The sequence below is a fragment of the Bacillus sp. FJAT-22090 genome (assembly GCF_007676755.1).
In the GTDB taxonomy this organism is placed as follows: domain Bacteria; phylum Bacillota; class Bacilli; order Bacillales_A; family Planococcaceae; genus Psychrobacillus.
Map to the genome: position 1 here is coordinate 17,454 of NZ_VEBK01000002.1, position 17,754 is coordinate 35,207.

Annotated in this window: 16 protein-coding genes; 12 read left to right on the plus strand and 4 right to left on the minus strand. The window is 35.9% G+C overall.

The annotated features are described in order from the left end of the window. Positions 1–19 precede the first annotated feature (19 nt). The 3 genes from FS486_RS02635 (at position 20) to FS486_RS02645 (ending at position 2,204) form a co-directional block, all read left to right on the plus strand. Positions 20–925, plus strand: coding sequence for a CobW family GTP-binding protein (locus FS486_RS02635; RefSeq protein WP_144509716.1), 906 nt, complete (start codon positions 20–22; stop codon positions 923–925). Then, a complete protein-coding gene (locus FS486_RS02640; RefSeq protein ID WP_144509717.1) occupies positions 918–1,178 on the plus strand; it encodes a hypothetical protein in 261 nt (86 codons plus the stop codon). The genes FS486_RS02635 and FS486_RS02640 overlap by 8 nt, the downstream gene beginning before the upstream one ends. A gap of 159 nt (positions 1,179–1,337) precedes the next feature. Continuing rightward, the gene (locus tag FS486_RS02645; protein ID WP_395940825.1) at positions 1,338–2,204 is read left to right on the plus strand and encodes a CAP domain-containing protein; all 867 of its coding nucleotides are present in this window, start codon (positions 1,338–1,340) and stop codon (positions 2,202–2,204) included. Positions 2,205–2,315: 111 nt separating this feature from the next. Here the strand turns inward: FS486_RS02645 and FS486_RS02650 are convergent, their stop codons facing one another. Continuing rightward, positions 2,316–3,686: an MATE family efflux transporter gene (locus tag FS486_RS02650; RefSeq protein WP_144509718.1), complete on the minus strand. Its 1,371-nt coding sequence runs from the start codon at positions 3,684–3,686 to the stop codon at positions 2,316–2,318. Positions 3,687–3,732: 46 nt separating this feature from the next. Here FS486_RS02650 and FS486_RS02655 point away from each other — a divergent pair, with 46 nt between their 5' ends. After that, complete coding sequence (locus FS486_RS02655; RefSeq protein WP_144509719.1) at positions 3,733–4,809, plus strand: undecaprenyldiphospho-muramoylpentapeptide beta-N-acetylglucosaminyltransferase; 1,077 nt, start codon at positions 3,733–3,735, stop codon at positions 4,807–4,809. A gap of 233 nt (positions 4,810–5,042) precedes the next feature. Here the strand turns inward: FS486_RS02655 and FS486_RS02660 are convergent, their stop codons facing one another. Continuing rightward, positions 5,043–5,588 carry a GNAT family N-acetyltransferase gene (locus FS486_RS02660; protein ID WP_144509720.1) on the minus strand — a complete coding sequence of 182 codons (546 nt, stop codon included), beginning with the start codon at positions 5,586–5,588 and terminating at the stop codon, positions 5,043–5,045. A gap of 346 nt (positions 5,589–5,934) precedes the next feature. Here FS486_RS02660 and FS486_RS02665 point away from each other — a divergent pair, with 346 nt between their 5' ends. The 8 genes from FS486_RS02665 to FS486_RS02700 all read left to right on the plus strand — a co-directional run bounded on the left by FS486_RS02665 (position 5,935) and on the right by FS486_RS02700 (position 15,846). Then, entirely contained in the window at positions 5,935–6,180 is a 246-nt protein-coding gene (locus FS486_RS02665) for a diguanylate cyclase domain-containing protein (protein WP_144509721.1), read from the plus strand. 32 nt (positions 6,181–6,212) lie between these two features. Further along, a complete protein-coding gene (locus tag FS486_RS02670; RefSeq protein ID WP_144509722.1) occupies positions 6,213–6,884 on the plus strand; it encodes a response regulator transcription factor in 672 nt (223 codons plus the stop codon). Then, a complete protein-coding gene (locus FS486_RS02675) occupies positions 6,881–8,254 on the plus strand; it encodes a sensor histidine kinase (protein ID WP_144509723.1) in 1,374 nt (457 codons plus the stop codon). The genes FS486_RS02670 and FS486_RS02675 overlap by 4 nt, the downstream gene beginning before the upstream one ends. 270 nt (positions 8,255–8,524) lie before the next feature. Then, positions 8,525–11,323, plus strand: coding sequence for a 2-oxoglutarate dehydrogenase E1 component (locus tag FS486_RS02680; RefSeq protein WP_144509724.1), 2,799 nt, complete (start codon positions 8,525–8,527; stop codon positions 11,321–11,323). A gap of 197 nt (positions 11,324–11,520) precedes the next feature. Beyond that, positions 11,521–12,741: a 2-oxoglutarate dehydrogenase complex dihydrolipoyllysine-residue succinyltransferase gene (gene odhB, locus FS486_RS02685; RefSeq protein WP_144509725.1), complete on the plus strand. Its 1,221-nt coding sequence runs from the start codon at positions 11,521–11,523 to the stop codon at positions 12,739–12,741. 103 nt (positions 12,742–12,844) lie between these two features. Continuing rightward, entirely contained in the window at positions 12,845–13,042 is a 198-nt protein-coding gene (locus FS486_RS02690; RefSeq protein ID WP_144509726.1) for a DUF6501 family protein, read from the plus strand. Positions 13,043–13,089: 47 nt separating this feature from the next. After that, positions 13,090–13,953, plus strand: a complete 864-nt coding sequence (locus FS486_RS02695) for an ATP-binding protein (protein ID WP_144509727.1) — start codon at positions 13,090–13,092, stop codon at positions 13,951–13,953. 9 nt (positions 13,954–13,962) lie between these two features. Then, positions 13,963–15,846: a vWA domain-containing protein gene (locus FS486_RS02700; protein ID WP_144509728.1), complete on the plus strand. Its 1,884-nt coding sequence runs from the start codon at positions 13,963–13,965 to the stop codon at positions 15,844–15,846. A 16-nt stretch (positions 15,847–15,862) separates the two neighbouring features. On the opposite strand, the gene FS486_RS02705 is transcribed toward FS486_RS02700, so the two are convergent. Beyond that, the gene (locus FS486_RS02705) at positions 15,863–17,053 is read right to left on the minus strand and encodes a toxic anion resistance protein (protein ID WP_144509729.1); all 1,191 of its coding nucleotides are present in this window, start codon (positions 17,051–17,053) and stop codon (positions 15,863–15,865) included. Further along, complete coding sequence (locus FS486_RS02710) at positions 17,025–17,705, minus strand: 5-bromo-4-chloroindolyl phosphate hydrolysis family protein (RefSeq protein ID WP_144509730.1); 681 nt, start codon at positions 17,703–17,705, stop codon at positions 17,025–17,027. The genes FS486_RS02705 and FS486_RS02710 overlap by 29 nt, the downstream gene beginning before the upstream one ends. Positions 17,706–17,754: the final 49 nt, after the last annotated feature.

A 17,754-nucleotide genomic window follows, 5' to 3' on the forward strand; every position in this document is an offset into this window, starting at 1 on the left:
ATAAAGGAGAAGATTTCTAATGAAAGATGTCTATTTATTAAGCGGATTTTTAGGAAGCGGGAAAACTTCTCTATTGTCTCATATTATCGAGCAATTTAAAGTAGAGGGGCTTAAACCGGCAGTTATTATGAATGAGTTAGGAAAGCTTGCTTTTGATAGTAGGGCGGTCGAAGATGGTATACCTTTAAAAGAAATGTTAGAAGGTTGTATCTGTTGTACTGGATCAGAAAAAATGGAAGCACAATTGCAAATGCTTTTAGAAGGAGAGGATTTCGATGTACTCTTAATCGAAACGACAGGTGCCGCACATCCTGTGGAGGCTATGGACGCGGTATTTTCCCCTTTATTTGCAAGCAGGTTAAATATGAAAGGAATTATTACCGTAGCCGATTGCAAAAGGTGGCTAGATCGTGACAAGATGTCTCCTCAAATGAGAATGCTATTTTTAGAGCAAATTAAACATGCCCATTTAATAGTAGCGAATAAGATCGATTTATTAACTGATGAAGAAATGTTAACTGTTACAATGCAATTACAAGCGTTAAATGACACGGCACCGATAATACAGACTACAAATAGTAAACTTCCTTTAAAATCGATAAAAGGTTTAGAAGCTACTTTTCATGAAAAAGACATCTATCAAACAGCAATCGGAAAGCAATTATCACTTTCTTCTAGGTTACATACGTTTCATGAAGATATAGATCAAAAGGAGTTTGAAGAATGGCTAAAGGAATTGCCAAATACCATTTATCGGATGAAAGGATATATACCATTAAACGGACATAAAAATCCAGTTCTATTTCAATACGCTTATGGAACTGTCCAGTGGATTCCTGAATATATGAAAATGCCCCCACAAATCGTTATTATCGGTGAACAAGTCGACAAATTAAAAATGCTAGGAAGTAATGTAAATGATTAAAGCATTTCAGCATCTATATAAAGGTCGTAAGTCTATCGATGTCCTTCAAACGGAAGAACAGGTTCGGCAAGTCATTCAATCAGAGCTATTAGATGAATATACACATCCAAGAGCTAGGCAATCAATCGAAAAGAAATATGCGCTTGCTCTAGAGAGAATTGATCAAAGTCAGTTGCCACAAGATCAAAAACAATTGATAAAAGAAATTTACAAAGAAGAATATAAGATTCTGTCAACAGAAGATAGAATGTAATATTTAAGTTTAGTGGTTAAGTTAACCAATTTGCTTATATAGAATAATAGTTTCTATCAACATTTGCATTCAAAATGGATACGTTGGAATATTTTATAATAATTTTTCCGCTGATTTTGTGTTTACAATAGGGGAGCACAAAAGAAGGAGGAAATGAACATGAACAAGAAGCATTCGATAATGACTGGAATACTTGCAGGAGGATTATTACTTTCCGCAAATACAACAGAAGCAGCGATGATCACTGGAAATTCACCTACTACTTCCGAGGCAAAAACATCCGTTACGTATCAACTGCAATCACCGTACAACGTAATGTACAATATTAACTTAAATAACTCGGATATTCAGGATTTGATAAATGAAGAATTAAAAAACCTGAAACCACTTGTGATAAAAGAAATAGAAGCAGCTAAAAAATCAGAAGTGATCAAGAAAGCTCCAGTAGCTGAAAAAGCACCGGTAGTTGAAAAACCAACTACGCCAGAAAAAACACCAGTAGTTGAAAAACCAACTACGCCAGAAAAAACACCGGTAGTTGAAAAACCAACTACACCTGAAAAAGCACCAGTAGTGGAGAAACCAGTTACTCCTGTAACGCCACCTGTAGTAAAAGAACCGGTAAAAGAAAATTCAGGAGATGTTCAAGTGTCTTCTGTTATACAACAAGTAGTAGATTTAACAAATCAAGAACGTGCAAAAGCTGGTTTAAAACCATTAACAATCGATTCTAAGCTTACTCAATCAGCTCAAGCAAAATCTCAAGATATGAAAAACAAAAACTACTTTTCTCATACTAGCCCGACATTCGGCTCACCGTTTGATCAAATGAAATCAAATGGCATCACATATAAATCTGCAGGTGAAAATATTGCAATGGGACAACGCACTGCAGCAGAAGTTATGGATGCATGGATGAAGTCACCAGGACATAGAGAAAATATTATGAACCCAGCTTATACACATATTGGAGTAGGATTATCTGATAGTGGATTTTACTGGACACAACAGTTTATAGGAAAATAATTAAACAAAACGAAAGCCTACCAAGAAAATTTGGTAGGCTTTTAAACATGTATTAAATTGATAGTGTACTTTATAGTCGACACAAATCCATCCTAACAAATCTTACAATTGTTATTCCATTACCTTCGTAGTATCGACTTTTTTCCACTTGTTTTGTATATATATCAAACGTATGCCGAGCGTAACGGCCCCTAGTGTAAGGCCGACAATCAATCCAATCCAGTAGCCAAAACGCTCGAAAGAAGTATAGGTCGCCAGCAAGTAGCCGGTCGGCAATCCGATGATCCAATAGGAAATGATAGCCATGATAAACGTAATCGTAACATCTTTGTATCCCCGTAATGCACCTTGTACTGGAGCTTGAATCGCATCCGACAATTGGAATAACGCGGCAAAGAAGAAAAATTGGACTGTTAAGGTGATTACATGCGAATCATCTGTATATAGGGAAGCAATCGAATGACGGAAAAGTAATAGGATAGATGCTGATATAAAACTGAAAAATACAGCAGTACCTACACTTAACCAACTATACGTTCTTGCATCTTTGTAACGTTTTGCGCCTACTTCATGACCTACAAGTATAGTTGCTCCCATCGCAATACTAAGCGGTACCATATAAAGTAAGGAAGTAAAATTCATCGCGATTTGATGGGCAGAAATGACTTGTGTGGAGTATACGCTCATTAGAATGGTTACTGCCGAGAAAATAGTTGTTTCAGCAAAGATAGATAAGCCTATAGGCACACCGATTTTTGTTAAACTACCCATTTTTGAAAACGATGGTTTTTTCCAAAAGTTAAATATCGCTAAATCAGCGAATGATTTATTTTTATAGACGATACCGACGGCGATGATAAGTATAACCCAATATGTTATGGCAGAACCAAGACCCGCTCCTACTCCTCCAAGTGCTGGGAATCCAAACTTTCCATAAATAAATATATAATTTAAAGCGATATTAATCGGTGCTGATAATAAAGTAATAACCATGGAAACTCTCGTTCGTCCAAGGGCATCGATTAAGGAACGAAGCACACTATACAAAAATAGTGGAATAAGGCCAATACTCATTACATACAAATATTTCTTCGCAACTAGGCGTACACTATCCTCAAGGGGTATTAAATTTAATACCGGATCGATAAAAACAAAAATACCGATAAAAACGAGTAACGCTAGTAAAATTGCTATGTAAAAACCCTGCTGTACAAAGGTACGTACATCTTCCTTCTTTTTTGCGCCGACTAATTGTGCTACAATGGGCGTAATTCCTATTAATATACCAGTAAGACCAGTATATATAGGAACCCAAATGGACGATCCAATAGAGACACCTGCTAGATGATCAATACTATATTTACTTGTCATCAATATATCAAAAAAGGTCATTAAATAAAGTGCAACTTGTGTGATTAAAATAGGCACTACAATTTTAATCATATACTTGCTTTTTTCCGGTAGTGATTTAGTTTCATGCATTTTGGCAGACATCCTTTTAGTTTTTAAAATAGTTAGGAGATTATGAATGAATAATAACACAATTGTATTAACAGGCGGGGGAACCGCAGGGCATGTTTCATTAAACGAAGCAATTATACCCGAGTTAATAAAAAAAGGATATAAGATCCATTATATAGGCTCGCATGATGGTATTGAAAGAACAATCATACAAGAGAATTTTCCAACTTTACCTTACCATTCAATTTCTAATGGTAAATTGAGAAGATATTTTTCCATCAAAAATTTCTCAGACCCATTCAAGGTATTATACGGTACATTACAGGCATTGAGTGTGCTTAGAAAAGTAAAGCCAGCTCTCGTTTTTTCAAAAGGCGGATTTGTCTCTGTTCCGGTAGCGATCGCTGCAAAACTTGCGAATATTCCAGTAGTTATTCATGAGTCGGATATAACTCCTGGGCTTGCGAACAAGATAGCTTCGTCATTCGCAGAACATATTTTTACTGTGTTTGATGAAACATTGACCTATATACCAAAAGAAAAAGCTTCCTCTATCGGTGCTATCATTCGTCCTGACTTGTTTCATGGAAATGAACAGACTGCAGAAAAGCTAACTGGTTTTCAAGCGGAAAAAGAGACAATTATCGTTATGGGAGGGAGCCAAGGTTCCGCGAAAATAAATGAAGTAATAAAAGATAATATTGATGCCTTAACGAGTAGATTTCAAATCATTCATTTATGTGGGAAAGGGAATTTAGATAAAACATTAGTAGGCAGACCTAATTATAAGGCCTTTGAGTATGTGACAGATGAGTTACCGCACTTATTAAAAATAACTAACTATGTCATCAGTCGTGCAGGTTCCAATTCCATATTTGAGTTTCTAGAATTGAAAAAACCAATGTTATTAATCCCTTTATCGATTCATGCAAGTAGGGGAGACCAAGTATTGAATGCCAACTTCTTCGAAAAAAGAGGATATGGGCTCGTCATTGAGGAGGAAAATTTGACGCCTACTAGTTTTATGGAGACACTTTCCGATTTGGTAAAATATAAAGAAGGAATAATTGATAAACAATTTTCTGCTTCTTCTTCAAAAACACCTGAGCAATTCACAGAGCTGCTACTTACGTATAAAAAATAAGAGACTCCCGTCAAATAAACCATTTGGCGGGAGTTTATGTTTAAAAAGATAAGAAGCGTTACTTTCATCTGGACGTTTTCAAGTAATCCTTGCTTGTTTAGCTGATCCTGATTTCAATTATCAATTTTTGTAAAGGTTGACCGTGTTCACGAAAAAGCGTCCACCCGGAGCGGAAATCTATGGTATGTCTTTGTTGTTTTTTAAAGAACCCGGCGTCTTTTTGTCCTGTTTTTTTACATTGCTTGTTCTTCTTCATTATTTTGTTGCAACATGACTAAGTGGAACAAATCTTTCGGAATATAGTATAAATCATATATGTCTTGTTGTTTGTTAATCTCCTCATAGATAGAAGGATGAGAATCATTTGCTTTAAGAGCATAACGGAGCTTTTCTGTAGCTCGGATACTTTTTACATTGTTTTTTCGAATACGTAAAAAAACAGTGTGGATGTTTAACTCAAAAAACAATTCTTTTAAAAATTGTTCCTTAGCTTTTTTATTGTATCCAAGTCCTTGAAATTGAGTGCCAATCCATGTGCCTAGAAATCCAGCTCCATTTTCCACATCGAAAAGATTGATTGTGCCAATTGGTTGACCAAAGTCACTTACAATAGTGCGAGAAATGACTGTTCCCAGTTCTTCTTCTTCCATTAATTGCTTCGTTGAAAACCAATATTCATCCACTGAATATGCTTTATGCCGTACAAACGGCAATACAGTTGGATCGGACATAAGTTCGTAAAGAGAAGTACATTCGTGCAAATCTCGTTTTTTTATCAAAAAAAGCGCCCCCTAAAGAACCATGAAATGAGCATACTCATCCTAGGTCCCTGAAATTTTTCATTTCGAATTGCATAAAAAATTTCGGGGTAGGAATCGAACCTACTAGGACCAGCTCAAAACTGGTGGCGCACCATTTGCCTTCCCTCGGCAAAGTGAACTTTGCCTTATAAAATTATTTGCATTAATAATATACTTCGTTTTTTCCTTTTTGCATAGTCTAAAATCTTGTCAAATTTATTAAATGTTTGTAAAGAAATAAATTGCATGGAACAGTCTAAATACTTGTATGTTGAACTTGAAATACATATGATAAAAAGATATAAGTATAGAATGAGATAGGGGCTTGTTTAAGAAGATGCCTCAATCAGTTATTACGCATAACCAATTCCAATTATTATATGATTTAGCAGATGAATATGTGTTTTATATGCGTAAAGAAGATAACACTTCGTGCACGATTGGCATCGCACTTTATCCTTATGACGGCCAATCTGTAGATGAATTACTTGATAGGACGGATCGAACATTATATGATCCAAAGAAACTTGGAAAAAACAATTATATTTATACTTGTGCCGTTCATAACTAACATGAACGGTATTTTTTGAAGGAAGTGCTGATGTGGATCGTCATATATTACTAATAGAAGATGAGATAAATATTGCGAAATTTGTAGAGTTAGAATTGAAGCATGAAAATTTTCTAGTCACTGTTTCCCATGATGGTAGAGAAGGCGCAGAACTTGCATTAACTAATTCCTATGATTTGATGTTGATAGATGTCATGCTTCCAAATTTAAATGGATTGGAAATATGTCGAAGGGTTCGAAAAAAGAAATCAACGCCTATTATTTTGATAACTGCAAGGGATGCGATCATCGACAGAGTTTCGGGTCTCGAAGCGGGTGCAGATGACTATGTGGTGAAGCCATTTGCAATAGAGGAGCTTTTAGCGAGAATTCGAGCAATCTTAAGAAGAGTAGAACTTCCCCAGTCAACAGAAGAGCTTACAATAAATAATTTAACAATCGACAAAAAAGCACATCAAGTATTCTTTCATGGAGAGGAACTATTTTTAACCAAAACAGAATATGATATGCTGATCTATTTTATAGAAAATAATAATATCGTTCTGACGCGAGATACCATCTTAGAAAAAGTTTGGGGCTATGAGGCAGAGGTTGAAACTAATGTGGTCGACGTATATGTCCGCCACTTAAGGAAAAAGTTGCCGGAAGAAATTGCGGCTATGATAGGGACAGTTCGAGGAGTTGGATATGTGATGCGCACATGAAAAATTGGACGTTGCAAAGAAAATGGACATACGCTTCAGCCATATCAATTTTCTTAAGTTTTCTTATGATGTGTGTCATTTTATATTTTTCTCTTTATAATTGGTTGCTTATCTCGGAAGAAAAGATTGCACAAAATACATTGAATGAAGTAGCGAATTTTTTCGAATCAAAAGGACCTATTATATCGATACAAGATATTCAGAGAAATAAAACACTGCTCAATCAACTTGTTAATCAAGAACAATCAGTTCGTATTTTAAATGCAGATGGAATAGAAGTGCTTCGTATAAATGATGTAAGCCCATTTCCAGCTTTTTCTCCTACTTTAACAAATGATTTTGAAAGGGAGAAACTTAATAATCAGCCTCTCCTTCATAAAGTTGCGGAGATTGATTTTGGCTTATTCAAAGGCTATGTACAAATTTCACATAGCTTAGAAAGTTTTTCTCAATTAATGCGCTATATATTAATTGCCATGACTATTTTTACAATGGTTGCACTTATACTTTCGGCTTTGATCGGTTATTCATTGTCATCGATCTTACTGAAACCTTTAAAAGAACTCCGCAATGAAATGCAGGAAGCAAAACGTACGAAGTTTTTAAACCAAGTGAACTTTCAATATGCAACAAATGATGAGATTGGTGAACTATTAAAGATCTATAAACAGCTTATGAATGAAGTATCCGAAACAATTACAAGACAAGATGAATTTATTTATAATGTGTCTCATGAACTACGTACACCGGTACAAGTTGTAGAAGGGCATTTGTCGTTGTTAAATCGTTGGGGCAAAGAAGATCCAAAAGTACTGGATGACTCGTTACACATTGCCCTTACTGAAGTGCAGAAGATGAAATTATTAATAGAAGAAATGCTAAAACTTGCTAAAAGAGAACATTCTAATGAGGAGCTTCAAGCACGAGTCTCTAAAATAGTATTTGATTTGCAACAAAAATATCGTATTTTATCACCTGAAGTAGATATACAATTTAAAGGAAACGACAATGACATGATCGCTATCCCATCTACCGTATTAGAACAAATAATGGGTAACCTAATAGATAATGCGATTAAATACAATGAACGTCAGCCTCAAATTATAGTTGAGGTGTCAAATAGTGCCAGACAAACCATCTTATCGCTTTCCGATAATGGAGTAGGTATTCCAAATGAATTGCTTCCTAAGATTTTTAATCGTTTCTTCATAGTGGATAAGGCAAGAACCAAAACAAAAGGTGGATCGGGTCTAGGTCTAAGTATTGTAAAAAGGTTGGTATCGGAATATGAGGGAGTAATTCATGTAGAAAGTGAAGAGAAAATTGGGACAAAATTTGATATTACTTTCCCTAAATTCAGAAGTGAATAATCATTCATTATTGTGCGAGAAAAAAACTTTTAAAAATCTACTTTATTTTGTTAAAAAGCATTGTTTTTTTTTTCTATAGTAGTAAGATGGATATGGAAAAATTGTTCTTTCAGAGGATACTTTCAGTCTTTTTGAAAGAGTGGTAAACTATAAATGAGTACAATTTTTGTATACCATACAATGTTTACATTCGCATTTATTCTATTTTATATTATTAATGATTTTTTTCATCAATGCCTAGAAGGCACAAAATGTTGGAGGTTTTCTTAAATGTCGAACAATCAATCACCTTGGTCAGCTTTTTCGGGTCCTAACCTTGGTTACGTTATGGAGCAGTATGATTTGTTTTTGCAAGCTCCGGACGAAGTGGACAGTGAATTAGTTAGTTTGTTTCAGCAGTATGGTGCACCAACAATTGCATCATCAGCACAATCTAGTACAAATGCCACTACTGCTCATGTAGAGTCGAATAATTTTGAAAAGGTTATTCGTGCTATTCAACTAGCGGATGCTATTCGAACACATGGTCATTTAACAGCGGATATATATCCACTGAAGGATGGACCGAAAGAAAATGCTAAAATTGATCCTAAAACATATGGTTTAACGGACCAAGATTTGCGAGAAGTACCGGTTTCCTTTTTAATAACGGATGCACCTAGTAGTATTACGAATGGCTTGCAGGCAATTGAACAGCTAAAAGCAGTTTATACAAATAAAGTTGCTTTTGAAATTGCACATATTGTTAATTCGGAAGAACGTTCATGGTTCCAAGAAAAAATTGAAAAAGGTGCCTTTGTAGAAAACTTATCGGCAGATCACAAAAAAGAATTACTTAAACGTTTAACTCAGATTGAAGGTTTCGAGAAATTCATTCATCGTACATTTGTAGGAGCGAAACGTTTTTCTATAGAAGGATTAGATACTTTAGTTGTGTTAATGGATGAATTAGTACGTCAATCTGAAAAAACACATACAAAACAAGTTAATATCGGAATGGCTCACCGAGGCAGATTAAATGTATTAACACATGTTTTGCAAAAACCATATGAAATGATGTTTGCAGAGTTTGCACATGTTCCAAGCGAATCATTTTTACCAAAGGATGGCTCACTTGAAATGTCTGAAGGCTGGTATGGAGATGTGAAGTACCATAAAGGTGCCTCTTTCCATTCAAAATCTGGTTTAACTTTAAAATTAGCATATAACCCTTCCCATTTAGAAGTTGTTAGCCCTATTGTGACTGGGCAAACTCGTGCTGCTCAAGAAACAACTGATGTAGCTGGTTACCCGGTACAAGATAAAAATGCAGCGTTTGCCATTTTAATACATGGGGATGCAGCATTTCCTGGTCAAGGTGTAGTTACAGAAGTTTTAAACTATAGCAGAGTGCGTGGATTCCAAACAGGTGGTTCGATTCATATTATTGCAAATAATATGATTGGATTTACTACAGAACATTACGATTCACGTTCGACACACTATTCTTCAGATCCTGCAAAAGGCTATGAAGTTCCAGTGATCCATGTAAATGCAGATGATCCCGAAGCAGTATTAGGTGTTGCTAAGATTGCACATGAATATCGTCAAAAATTTGGTAAAGATATTGTCATTGACCTATTAGGATACCGTCGCTATGGTCATAACGAAATGGATGAGCCTTTAGTAACGAATCCAACCATGTACCATACTATTCATAAACATCCAACAGTTCGTGAACTTTATGGACAGCAGCTAGTAGATGAAAAACTGATTGAATCAACAGATGTAAAAACATTAGATGCTGAAATTTTCACGGGTATGCAAGAATCTTATGATCGTGTGAAAGAACTTCCACAAACAACTGCACATGACATTGTTATTCCTGAGGCAGTACTAAACGGTATGCCTGAAATTCAAACAGGGGTGGAAGAAAGTAAGCTTGCGAAGATTAATGAAGAGCTTCTTACTTGGCCTTCCGAGTTTACTCCGTTTAAAAAGCTTGAGAAAATTTTAAGACGACGTGAAGAACCTTTTAATGGTAAAGGGAAAGTCGACTGGGGTCATGCAGAAACTCTTGCTTTTGCAACAATACTTCAAGAAGGAAATTCTATTCGATTAACTGGACAAGATGCACAACGTGGAACATTTTCTCATAGACATTTAGTATTGCATGATGAAAAAACAGGTATGGAGTTAACTCCAATCCATTCTATTAGTGATGCGAAGGCATCGTTTGTAGTGCATAATAGTCCGCTAACAGAGGCAGCAATCTTAGGATATGAATTTGGTTATAATCTAGAAGATAGTAACTCTCTATCCATATGGGAAGCGCAATATGGTGATTTTGCAAATATGGCTCAAGTTATGTTCGATAATTTCATAAGTGCTGCACGATCTAAATGGGGCTTGAAGTCTGGTCTTGTTATGCTATTGCCACATGCTGCTGAAGGACAAGGAGCAGAACATTCTAGTGCGCGTTTAGAACGTTATTTACAATTAGCGGCGGAAAATAACTGGACAGTAGCCAATCTTTCAAGTGCGGCAAACTATTTCCATATTTTACGCAGACAGGCTAAAATGTTAAAAGAAGACGCGATTCGCCCATTAATAATCGTATCTCCTAAATCATTATTACGTCATCCATTGGTTGGAGCGGATGTTTCAGAACTTGCTTCAGGTAAATTTGAAACTGTAGTTGAACAACCAGGTCTTGGTCTTAAAGCTAAGAAAGTGGAGAAAATCGTCTTTGCAAGTGGTAAACTTGCCATTGATTTGGCGGATAAAGTAAAAGATGGAGCAGGTTACGATCACCTACACATTGTACGTATTGAACAGTTGTATCCTTTCCCATCGGAAAAAATTCAAGCAATTGTAGATCGTTATCCAAACGTGAAACAACTTGCTTGGGCACAAGAAGAACCAGAAAACATGGGCTCTTGGAACTTTGCACTTCCATACTTATTAGAATTGGCGAATGACAAAGAAATTACTTATGTTGGTCGTGTGCATCGTTCAAGTCCAGCTGAAGGTGACGGGGACACTTATAAATTAGAGCAGGCCCGTATTATTGAAGAAGCGTTAAAATAATTCGAATGGTATAAATTAACCGGCGAAATTATTTCGAAGCCAGAAGCGGATGTCACCAATTTTTACAAGGAATGAGGTAAACAACCTAAGTTCGCCTCATTCTGTGGATATTATAAAATTCAAAAATTGGATGCAATCCAGCAAAGGTGTTTTTGTTAAGACTTGTAAGCTAGGATAGATAAGAGGAGGAAATTCAAGTGGCAGAAATTATTGTTCCCGAATTAGCAGAATCGATTACAGAAGGTACCATTGCACAATGGTTAAAACAACCAGGTGATACAGTAGAAAAAGGTGAGTTCATCGTTGAACTTGAAACAGATAAAGTAAACGTAGAAGTAATCTCAGAAGAAGCTGGAGTTGTAAGTGAATTACTTGCAGCAGAAGGCGACACTGTTCAAGTTGGTCAAGTCATTGCTATTGTTGGAGCTGGATCAGGTGCTGCGACTACCTCAGTGCCAACAACACCAGTTGAGGAAAAAGCTCCAGAAGCTCCTAAAGCTGCACCGATTGCAGAGGAATCTACTTCAGAGCAAGATCGTACAATTGCAAGTCCTGCTGCTAGAAAACTAGCTCGTGAAAAAGGTATTAATTTAAGTGAAATTTCGCCTGTAGATCCAATGGGACGCGTTCGTGTACAAGATGTCGCTGCTCATGGTTCAGCACCAACACCTGCTAAAGCGGCTCCCGTTCCAGCAGCAACTGCACCAAAAGAAGACGATGGTCGTACTACACGCGAGAAGATGTCACGTCGCCGTCAAACAATCGCTTCCCGCCTTCTAGAAGTGAAACAAAACACAGCTATGCTGACTACTTTCAATGAAATTGATATGACAAATGTTATGGCATTACGTTCTCGTAAAAAAGATCAATTCTTTGAGCAAAACGATGTACGTTTAGGATTTATGTCATTCTTTACAAAAGCTGTAGTAGCAGCTCTTAAAAAATATCCATATGTAAATTCACAAATCGATGGTACAGATATTGTGAAAAATAATTTCTACGATATTGGTATCGCTGTTTCAACAGAAGGTGGCCTAGTTGTGCCAATCGTTCGTGATGCAGATCGTAAAAACTTTGCTGAAATCGAAGGAAATATTGGAGAACTTGCCAAAAAAGCTCGTGATAACAAATTAGCTCTTTCTGATATGTCTGGTGGTTCATTTACAATCACAAACGGTGGGGTATTCGGTTCACTACTATCAACACCAATCTTAAATGGTACACAAGTCGGTATTCTTGGAATGCATACAATCCAAAAACGTCCGATTGCTGTTGGAGATGAAATTCAAATTCGTCCAATGATGTATGTGGCATTATCTTATGATCACCGAGTAATTGATGGTAAAGATTCAGTTGGATTCTTGAAAATGGTAAAAGAGCTTCTAGAAAATCCAGAAGATCTAATGCTAAATTCATAATAAATAAAAATGCAGGCCCCATTCAAAAGGGCCTGCATTTTTATCTTCTATTATTGAAATCTGCGCTTATCAATCGTATACTAAAAGAAAAGGAAGTGTATATATGATACATACAAATTGGGCTACTAAGCCAACACTTAAAACAGTTACATGTGTTCAAACGGACGCAAAGAAATTCCTCGTGAGTAATGTACTAACCGTAGGGAAATCATATGAAGTGAAAAATGAAACAGAAGAGTTTCTATTTGTTGTCGACAACACTGGAAAAATTGGCGGCTTCTACAAAGAATATTTTCAATAAAAATCCGATGAATATTCATCGGATTTTTTTCATAAGGAGATTAGAAAATGAATGACTTAATAAACAAAGAACAACAAAAACGAAATAGTAGAATTCATAATGAAGAAGACAGTCAATTAATAGGATCTGGCGGATACTTATCTCCGAATGCTCATTTATTCGAAGACATATTGGTCGCTATTTCTTTAAAAAAACCTGTATTGCTAAAAGGGCCAACAGGTGCAGGGAAAACTAAGCTAGCAGAAACTGTATCTCATTATTTTACACAACCAGTACAAAGTATAAACTGCTCCGTTGATCTGGATGCGGAGGCATTATTAGGTTTTAAAACAATTGTTATAAAAGACGGGGTTAATATGATTGAATTCGTGGAAGGACCAGTAATTGAAGCGATGAAAAAAGGTCATATTTTATACATTGATGAGATTAATATGGCAAAAGCGGAGACTTTACCAATATTGCATAGTGTTCTCGATTATAGAAGGATGCTTACAAACCCTTTTACTGGCGAGGTGATCCATGCCCACCCTGATTTCTCTGTCATTGCAGCTATAAATGAGGGGTATATTGGAACGACACCGATGAATGAAGCATTAAAAAATCGATTCGTTTCTTATTCGGTTCCATATATTTCTGGTCAGCTGCTTGAAAATCTTTGGAACGAAATGTTCCCAAAAGCATCTAAACAGCTAATAGAAATGATGTTACATTTAGCAGAAGATTTAATGGGACAAGTAAAACAAGGATTGCTTTCAGAAGAGGCAGCGTCCATTCGAAGTTTACTGGACGCAACGGAACTAGGGCATTACATAGAACCATTGAGAGCGATAAACTATGCAATTGCAGAAAAATTAGAGGATGAGCAAGAGAGAGAACTTGTTTTGGAGTTAGCCTCTTCTTGGATTAAGTGAGGGATAGACATGGCCTCTGTTAATCGGTTTATTCAATTTAATAACGAGACAATTGACGCACGCCAATTAATGCATTATGAAAATGTAGCAAGAGCATTGATAAAAAATACGATGGTTCGCGTGAACGAAAGAAAGCTGATTGAATTTCAACTTGCTGAGCAAACAATCTCAATTAGTGTATTTTGGAGACATCGAGATGAAGCAATTATGCATGCGGGTAGATTATCTGATATCTATTTGCTAACAGAGGGATTCTGGAAGCTATTTAATGTCGATGAATGGGTAGATTATTTAAAAGAAAAACCGGAAAAACATATAAAGTTATTAGATCAGCTTTTATTTTGTTTAGAGGAATTTCGTATAATAGAAGCGATTCAGAAAAAAAGGGTAGGGACAATTAAGATTTTTAATACAAGAGTTCAAACCTATTTAACTTTTCATAAACAGCAGCTAACAGTAAATAGTCAAAAAGGATTTTTGGCGGATGCCTTTATAAGTTATTTGTATATTTGCCTTTACGAGGGTACCATGAATGTAAAAGGACCGGAAATCTTCCAATTGGCAAACAGTATTATTCAAAAAGCTTATGATAGCAGCGATACAAAGGATTCTATCAATGTCGTCTATCAGCTTTATTATTTTCTACAGGAGCATGTAAATGAAGACGCTCTTCATGAATATTACGCGATTCTTTCAGCCTCTAATTTATCATTGAAGGATAATCCTTACCATAAAGGGGTAAAAGAATCAGTTGTCGGTGAAGAGGGGAAGAAGGAAACGATTGAAGAAGTTTTTCGCTCTTGGCACCGAGAAAATGAGCAGGAAGATGGACTGCATTTGCAATATGAACTAGAACATGGAAGGGATGGGAAAGCTGAACAGAATATCGCTTCTGAAGAAGGAAGAGAAGGCCATGAAATTACTGAAATTGGTCAAGGTCAATCGATAGGGAATAGCCAAGAGAATTTGCTAACAGAATATAATAATGAAAAATTTACTGGTATGAAAAAAGCGGGAAAAATGTTTGGTAAAGAGCATTTACATGTAATGTATGAAGAAAAGCGATTGGATGGGGTCTCTAACCATCAAAATAAAATTCAACTTCAATCATATCGCCAGGAGCAAGCACCTTTTGTAAAAGCATTTGTGGAAGAAATTAAAAAACGAATGGAACAAAAGAAAGTAGACAAACGGGTGAATTTGTCGAAAGGAAGACTTTCTTCCGACCTAACAACACTTTGGACAGAAGAACGACCAAAACCATTTTATAAAAAGAATGCACCGAGCGCTCAGTTAAATGCGGTATTCGGTCTGCTTGTAGATGGATCTGCATCTATGCAAGATAAGTTAGATGAGACAAAAAAAGCAGTCTTATTGTTTCATGACGTGTTAAGACGCTTAAAGATTGATCATGAGATTGTGTTATATTACGAGGATGCATTTGAAGCTTCAGAAACCTCTCAGCCAAATACATTCGAATGGATTCATAAGTTAGAAGACGGAGAAAAAGATAATGGAATGAACATACTTTCTATTGAAGCCCATGAGGATAACCGGGATGGATTCGCTGTAAGGTGGATGGGAAAAAGATTAGAAAAGCGCAAAGAAGCACATAAGTTTCTACTGATTTTTTCTGACGGAGAACCATCCGCATTTGGTTATGCCCAAAATGGCATTATGGACACTGCAGAAGCAGTTGTAGAGCTAGAACGTAAGGATATCTCCATATTGCATTTATTTTTAAATGATATGGAAGCAACTGAAGAACAATTAGATTTGTTTCGTTTAATATTTGGCAAGAAAACTGCCGTTGCATCGTCATTAGAAAAATTTTCTGATGAAACTTTGCGGCTTCTTCGTAAAATGCTCCATCATGTAGTAAAAAGCACATAAAAAACCGTCCTTCTTTTTAAGAGGGACGGTTTTTCGATTGATCTGCTATTAATAGAAGTCGTTGTTTTAATTCTTCTTCCATACGACCAATCTCAATTTCTGCAGCCTTACGTTTTACACGTCCATCTGCTTGAATGCGCATTGTTTCTTCGATCGTTTGAAGCAGATTTTCTTGGGTTTTTTTCAAGGTATCAATTTCAACAATACCACGTTCATTTTCTTTTGCAGTTTCAATACTATTCACCTTCAACATCTCTGAGTTTTTCAAAAGCAAATCGTTTGTTGTTTTCGTCACTTGTTTTTGTGCTTCCACTGCTTTTTGCTGACGATTTAAAGTTAAAGCGATTGCAATTTGGTTCTTCCACAGAGGGATGGACGTCATGATGGATGATTGTATTTTTTCTGCAAGTGTTTGGTTGGTTTGTTGAATCATCCGAATTTGCGGTGCACTTTGAATAGTGATTTGGCGAGACAATTGTAAATCATACATTCGTTTTTCTAAACGATCCACAAACTGTGCCATATCATTTACTTCTTGGTAGGCCATTTGATCATTCGAAGCTTCCGCTTTACGTCGTAATTCTGGTATTGTAACATTTAGAATTTCTTCTTTTTTTACTTCTGCAGCTGCAATATAAACATTTAGTGCTTGAAAATAGGTTTTGTTTTGCTCATATAGTTTATCCAACATTTGTACATCTTCTACAAGGCCACGTTTAGAGTGTTCCAATTGTATTCCTATGCGATCAACTTGCGTACTTAACTTTTGATATCTTGTCATCATTTCTTGAACGGAACGATTTACTCGATTAAATAACTTTTTGATTCCTGATTTTTTTTGTTTAGAAAGCTCTTCGGGATTGAGATCTGAAAGCTTATTCATTAAGTCCCCTAAAATATCACCAATCGGACCAATGTCTTTTTTTTGTACATGATCTAACATTTGGTGAGAGAATCTGGATAACTCTGTTTGGGCATTTGCTCCATAAGTTAAAATGGCCTCATAGTTACCAGCAGGAATTTGATCCGCAAGTTGTCTAGCTTTATGTTGTTCCACTTCGGATAAACGATCGATTAATTTTGCCGGTGATGGTTCACTTGCCGAATTCTCTATTGTTTGAGGTTTCTCTGTATTCAGTTCAAATGGACTTGCTAATAACTCATCCATTAATAATTCATCACTTATATTTACTCGTTTTTCGCTCATTTTCTGATTCTCCTTCTAAATATAAAGCCCCTTGTTCGCTTTTACGTACAGATAGTTTGGCGAAATCTAGTTCCATTTTGAGATGTTCAATATCGGAAGCTAGTACACTTTTAAGATCATCTTCCATAATTGAATTCATCGATTCTAACGTATCACGAGTATCTGCCAATGCAATTTTTAAATCATTATTTTTCATCGGCTGTGATACCAATAACGTATATTTTGACGTGAGTTCTACCGCAGAATCTAAATGTGCATAGAAAAAATTCTCTGCCTGGTAAAATTTACGAGGATTCTCTTTAACTAAGGAAATAATCCGTTTTGCCAGCCTATTCATGTCAAATAATTGTTTAAAGGAACTGAAAGACCTTACTTTTAAATAATGGCTATTAAGTGTTCGAATTTTAGCTTTTGCTTCTTTTAATTGTTTCTGAATATGAAAATACTCAGATATGGTTAGATTGTATTTTTTCATAATGCTTCTTTGCTGTAATTTCTTAATTGCAAAATTCGAAACGATATATAGCAGAATAGAAAATACTGAGCTAGTGAAGAAACTAGTTTCAACAGAGAAAAAGAAAACGAACCAGGAAATAATCATAATAGGTATATTGATAAGATGTCGAATAATAGAATGGACTACTTCAGTCATGAATGGTTGCCCCCTTTTTACTACACTATATTATACGAATGAAAGGGAA